The organism is Okeania sp. SIO3I5, assembly GCF_010672085.1.
Taxonomy (GTDB): domain Bacteria; phylum Cyanobacteriota; class Cyanobacteriia; order Cyanobacteriales; family Microcoleaceae; genus Trichodesmium.
In genome coordinates this window covers 1-6,129 of the sequence record NZ_JAAHHT010000375.1, presented here as the reverse complement: position 1 = coordinate 6,129, position 6,129 = coordinate 1, and the positions used below count along the sequence as shown (strand labels likewise).

The following is a 6,129-nucleotide window of genomic DNA, read 5'->3' as shown; positions in this document are numbered from 1 at the left end:
GCCCATAGGGATTGGAACGGCGCTCGTAATATTATGTTGCGAGCTTTGCCGGCAACAGCCATCACTTTAACTGGTGATGCTATACAGATTCAAGGTGAATAGCTTTGAGTAGGTTAAATGTTGCACAGGAATTTGATTAGCTATCTAAGACGTTATAGTTTTTCAGTAGGAAACAGGAGCAGTCAAAAATTCTCCACCTAATTATTTCTTTTAACCTCAGAAATTTTTCCTCCAAACCAGCAAAATGTTGAGACTTATCTAAGACGTCTTAGTTTTTCACTTCCTCCTTTGAAACAATCAAAAATTCTCCACCTAATTATTTCTTTCAACCTCAGAAATTTTTCCTCCAAACCAGCAAAATGTTGAGACTTATCTAAGACGTCTTAGTTTTTCACTTCCTCCTTTGAAACACTCAAAAATTCTCCACCTAGTTATTTCTTTCAACCTCAGAAATTTTTCCTCCAAACCAGCAAAATGTTGAGACTTATCTAAGACGTCTTAGTTTTTCACTTCCTCCTTTGAAACACTCAAAAATTCTCCACCTAGTTATTTCTTTCAACCTCAGAAATTTTTCCTCCAAACCAGCAAAATGTTGAGACTTATCGAAAATGTTTTTGGGCAAGTGATGAGTGAAAATATTTTTTCCACCATCTACCACCCAAAAACTAACTTACACCTTAACTTTTCTTTTGTAAATTAATAGCCGACTTCTGTTTCTCAGGTAACTCCTTATATTCCGAAACTATTCTACGAAACTCATCACCATCAATAGTCTCCTTTTCTATCAATAAATCTACCAACCTATCTATCAAAACACGATTTTCTCTAATAATTCGCCGAGCTTCCTCATAACAATTAATAGCTATTGCTCGTACTTGATGATCAATCTTAGTAGCAACTTCCTCAGAATATTCAGACTGCTGCGACTGCCAACCACGACCAAGAAAAACCTCATTATTTGGACTTTCTAGAGCTACAGGACCTAAATCTGACATCCCGTAAAGAGTAACCATTTTTCGAGCTATCTGAGTTACATTCTTAATATCTTGTTCTGCTCCTGCATCAATTTCCATATCTCCATAAATTTCAGCTTCTGCTGCTCGTCCCCCCAAGGCCACAGTTATCCTGGCTAAAAAAGAAGACCGACTCCGCAGACCTTCAGTATCAATCATTTCTTCATCCAATACAAAGCTAGTAAAACCTTCAATACCACCAGAACGAGGAATAATAGTAACTTTATCCACAGAGTTAGCATTTTTTGTCAATGTGGCTACTATCGCATGCCCTACTTCATGGTAAGCGGTCATCCACTTCCTCTTGCCCTCCATCCTGGGAGGTAATTTCATGCCAATGACTAATCGATCTATAGCATCGTAAATTTCTTGGATAGTTATGGCCTCCAAGCGACGTCGAGCTGTCAAAATAGCTGCTTCATTTAGCAAGTTAGCAAGATCAGCTCCAGAAAATCCAATTGTCCGACGAGCGATCGCCTCCAAAGAAACCTCTCGGGTTAATTTCTTGTTCCGAGCATGAACTTCCAAAATTCTCAAACGTCCATTATAAGTTGGCAACTCTACCATCACCTGTCTATCAAAACGACCCGGACGTAATAAAGCAGTATCCAAAACATCTGGCCTATTAGTCGCCGCAATAATAATAATTCCAGTATTACCCTCAAACCCATCCATTTCGGTTAGTAATTGGTTAAGAGTTTGTTCCCGTTCATCATTACCCCCACCAATACCGGCACCTCTTTGTCTACCTACCGCATCTATTTCATCTATAAATATGATACAAGGAGCATTTTCCTTAGCCTTTCTAAACAAATCTCGTACCCGAGAAGCTCCCACTCCCACAAACATTTCCACAAATTCCGAACCAGAAATACTAAAAAAAGGAACCCCTGCTTCACCAGCGATCGCCTTTGCCAATAGAGTCTTACCAGTTCCTGGTGGCCCTACCAAAAGTACACCTTTAGGAATTTTTGCCCCAATAGCTGTAAACTTCTCTGGTTTTTTCAAGAAACTGACAACCTCCTGAAGTTCTTCTTTTGCCTCTTCGATACCTGCCACATCATCAAACAATACCCCTGTTTTGGCCTCCATCTGAAAACGTGCCCTAGACTTGCCAAAGTTCAAAGCATTTCCTTGGGACTGACTAGAGCGACGCAAAATTGTCAGTAGTATAAAAATGACCACAAAAATGATGAGGATATTAAATATAATGCCCATAGCAAAGCTATTGTCGGGAGAGCGCTTCAGCTCAAAGTTAATTTTTTGAGCACGAACTTGATCGAGTAGTTCCGGGTTATACTCAAACATATTAACTGTGTACATTGGCTCGCTGCTCTTTTGTCCTTTGAGACTAACTTTAGCAATTCCTTGAGAGGGATAGGCATCTATTTCTGTTACTTCTCCAGCTTGAATTTTCTCTAATAGCTGACTATAACTAAGGCTTTTTTGGGTATTGTTAGCCAAAGCTGGAGTTCCTAATAATGTTCCTTGAGCAATTATCCCAGTAGCCAAAATTTTCCAGATCAGTTTTCTACTTAAATTTTGACCAGGAATTTTACCAAGAATAGTTAATGATGAGTCATGGTGATTAATTCCCTTAAGTACATCAGTTTTAATTTGTTGCCAAAAATTTTTCATTATTTTTAATTGTGGCCTTTTGTCTAGATTCAGGATATAAGCCTAATATATTTATAAATAGCGTATTTTCAAATTGAGGTTTGTTTATTTGCTTTGTTATTTTCAATCGTACTTATTACGACTGTGACTAAATAAATATCATTTTTTAGTTTAAATGCAATGGTAAAAATTGTCGGAATTAGTGGTAGTTTAAGGTCTAGTTCCTATAGCCAAAAAGCTTTAGAAATAGTAGCTCAAAGACTAGAAGCTATAGGTGCTGAAGTAGAAATCTTGGATTTGCGGACTCTCAAACTCCCCTTTTGTAATGGAGAAAAGGAATATCCAGAATATCCAGATGTGGACAAAATGAGGCAAACAGTTAAGGAAACTGATGGTCTGATTTTAGTAACTCCAGAATATCATGGTAGTTTGAGTGGTGTGATGAAAAATGCTCTTGATTTAATGAGTTTTGAACATCTAGATGGAAAGGTAGCAGGTTTTATTAGTGTATTAGGAGGTCAATCAAATAGTAATGCACTAAATCATTTACGATTAATTTTGCGATGGGTTCATGCTTGGGTAATTCCAGAGCAAATTGCTGTTGGTCAAGCTTGGAATACTTTTTCTAATGATGGTAAATTATTAGATGATAAATTATCAGAACGTTTTGACAAATTCGCTCAAAGTTTAGTAGAAAATACTCGAAAAATTCGAGGTTGTAGTTAACCTTAGTAATGTCAAAATCCTCAAAAGCTAAATCAGTTAAATCTTTTTTATCGAGTCAAGGAAGAATTTACTTCTAACTTCAAAAATATCCATTGCCCATGACAAAAAATACTTCTGAATTATAACTTCATATTACAGTAAAATCTTAGATAAAAAATTATCAGAATGTTTTGATAAATTCCCTCAAATTTTAGTAGAAAACACTCGCAAAAATTAGAGGTTGTAGTTAACTTTAGCAATTTCAAAATCCTCAAAAGCTAAATCAGTTAAATCTTTTTCTATCATCAAGGAAAAATTTAACTTCTAACTTCAAAAATTCCCTTGATAAATTACCTCAAATTTTCGTAAAAAACACTTGCAAAATTAGAGGTTGTAGTTAACTTTAGCAATTTCAAAATCCTCAACAACTTAATCAGTTAAACTTTTTTATAAAACAAATTAATAATTTAACTTTTAACGTCAAAAATCCCTATTAATTATTACAAAAACCACTTCTAACTTTTGAATTCATATGACAGCAAAATCTTAGATAAAAAATTATCAGAACCTTTTGATAAATTACCTCAAATTTTCGTAAAAAACACTCCCAAAATTAGAGGTTGTAGTTAACTTTAGCAATGTCAAAATCCTCAACAGCTAAATCAGTTAAATCTTTTTCTATCATCAAGGAATAATTTAACTTTTAACGTCAAAAATCCCCATTAATTATTACAAAAACCACTTCTAACTTTTGAATTCATATGACAGTAAAATCTTAGATCAAAAATTATCAGAACCTTTTGATAAATTACCTCAAATTTTCGTAAAAAACACTCCCAAAATTAGAGGTTGTAGTTAACTTTAGCAATGTCAAAATCCTCAACAGCTAAATCAGTTAAATCTTTTTCTATCATCAAGGAATAATTTAACTTTTAACGTCAAAAATCCCCATTAATTATTACAAAAACCACTTCTAACTTTTGAATTCATATGACAGTAAAATCTTAGATCAAAAATTATCAGAACCTTTTGATAAATTACCTCAAATTTTCGTAAAAAACACTCCCAAAATTAGAGGTTGTAGTTAACTTTAGCAATGTCAAAATCCTCAACAACTAAATCAGTTAAATCTTTTTTCTATCATCAAGGAAGAATTTAACTTCTAACTTCAGAAATTCCCTTGATAAATTACCTCAAATCTTCGTAAAAAACACTCGCAAAATTAGAGGTTGTAGTTAACTTTAGCAATGTCAAAATCCTCAACAACTTAATCAGTTAAACTTTTTTATAAAACAAACTAATAATTTAATTTTTAACGTCAAAAATCCCCATTAATTATTACCAAAACTACTTCTAACTTTTGAATTCATATGACAGCAAAATCTTAGATAAAAAATTATCATAACCTCTTGATAAATTCCCTCAAAGCTTAGTAAAAAACATTCCAAAAACTAGAGGTTATAGTTAACTTTAGCAATGTCAAAATCCTCAACATCTAACTTCATAATGAAATCTCCTAATCTTGATTGGACACCACTCCATGCCCAACTAAATCAAACATTACGTCAAAGAAAAATATTACCAAAAAATCAAAGAATATTAATCGCAGTATCCGGAGGTCAAGACTCACTATGTCTCACTAAATTACTATTAGATTTACAATCAAAATGGGATTGGTATTTAGCAGTTGCTCATTGTGACCATAAATGGCGAGCTGACTCAGAAGCTAATGCTAATTATGTAAAAAAATTAGCCACAAATTGGCAACTACCATTCTATCTAGAAACAGCAAATAAAATTTATAAAAGTGAAGCAGAAGCCAGAAAATGGCGTTATCAAACCCTAAGTAAAATTGCTAATGAATCTAATTTTCAATACATTGTAACTGGCCATACAGCTAGCGATCGCGCAGAAACTCTCCTCTACAATCTAATTCGTGGTAGTGGGACTGACGGCCTCCAAGCCCTAACTTGGCAACGTCCCCTAACAGAAAATTTCTGCCCCTTATTGGTACGTCCCCTATTAGAAATTACTCGTAGCCAAACAGGTAACTTTTGTCAAGAGCAAAAAATCGCAATTTGGGAAGATTCTACAAACCAAGATTTACGTTATGCTCGGAATCGTATCCGCCTAGAATTATTTCCTATCCTACGTCAGTTTAACCCTCAAACTGAATTAGCATTAGCACAAACAGCAGAAATACTAAGTGCTGAAGTCGAGTATTTTGAAAATGAGACAGAAAAGTTATTAGAAAAAGTAACAAAAATAGATATAGATGATATGGATAATCTCAATATTTCTCAATTTGAGTCTCAACCAATCAGATATATCATCAACCGTTTAGTATTGCGTGAAGTTTCTCTAGCATTACAACGTAGAGTAATGAGACATATCCTAAACAAAGTTTTACCTACCAATCCTAACTTCAGTCATATTGAAAAGCTAACAGCCCTGATCCATGCTCCCAACCGTTCTCAAACAGACCCCTTTCCTGGAGGAGCGATCGCCAAAGTTCAACATCCCTGGATTATTTTAGTATAAATTAAAGATATTTAGTATAAAAAATTACCCAATAATTAAGGTTTAAAGCCTCTCCTTAGCAAGGAGAAACAATAAAAAATTTTCATAATTAGTCAATCCTATCCGTTTCAAGGATAGGTAATATCAAATCCGGTAGTATCGGTACAATTCAATATTGTAGGGGTTTGGTGACCAAACCCCTACAAAACTAAGAGTTTTTGCCAATACTGATAGTAGAACCTTATTCTCCAAAGCAAGCGGATTTGATATTACA

Annotated in this window: 3 protein-coding genes; 2 read left to right on the top strand and 1 reads right to left on the bottom strand. The window is 34.4% G+C overall.

Features of this window, described 5'->3' with window-relative positions; translation table 11 throughout:
• Positions 1-677: 677 nt before the first annotated feature.
• The gene (gene ftsH / locus F6K40_RS38060; RefSeq protein WP_293144836.1) at positions 678-2,651 is read right to left on the bottom strand and encodes an ATP-dependent zinc metalloprotease FtsH; all 1,974 of its coding nucleotides are present in this window, start codon (positions 2,649-2,651) and stop codon (positions 678-680) included.
• Between the two features lie 159 nt (positions 2,652-2,810).
• Between ftsH and F6K40_RS38055 the strand changes: the two genes are divergently transcribed.
• Positions 2,811-3,356, top strand: coding sequence for an NADPH-dependent FMN reductase (locus F6K40_RS38055; protein WP_293144833.1), 546 nt, complete (start codon positions 2,811-2,813; stop codon positions 3,354-3,356).
• 1,455 nt (positions 3,357-4,811) lie between these two features.
• Positions 4,812-5,876, top strand: a complete 1,065-nt coding sequence (gene tilS, locus F6K40_RS38050) for a tRNA lysidine(34) synthetase TilS (protein WP_293144830.1) — start codon at positions 4,812-4,814, stop codon at positions 5,874-5,876.
• Positions 5,877-6,129: the final 253 nt, after the last annotated feature.

Coding starts and splice junctions, on each gene's coding strand:
- ftsH (WP_293144836.1), bottom strand. CDS start 2,651: ATGAAAAATTTTTGGCAACAAATTAAAACTGATGTACTTAAGGGAATT.
- F6K40_RS38055 (WP_293144833.1), top strand. CDS start 2,811: ATGGTAAAAATTGTCGGAATTAGTGGTAGTTTAAGGTCTAGTTCCTAT.
- tilS (WP_293144830.1), top strand. CDS start 4,812: ATGTCAAAATCCTCAACATCTAACTTCATAATGAAATCTCCTAATCTT.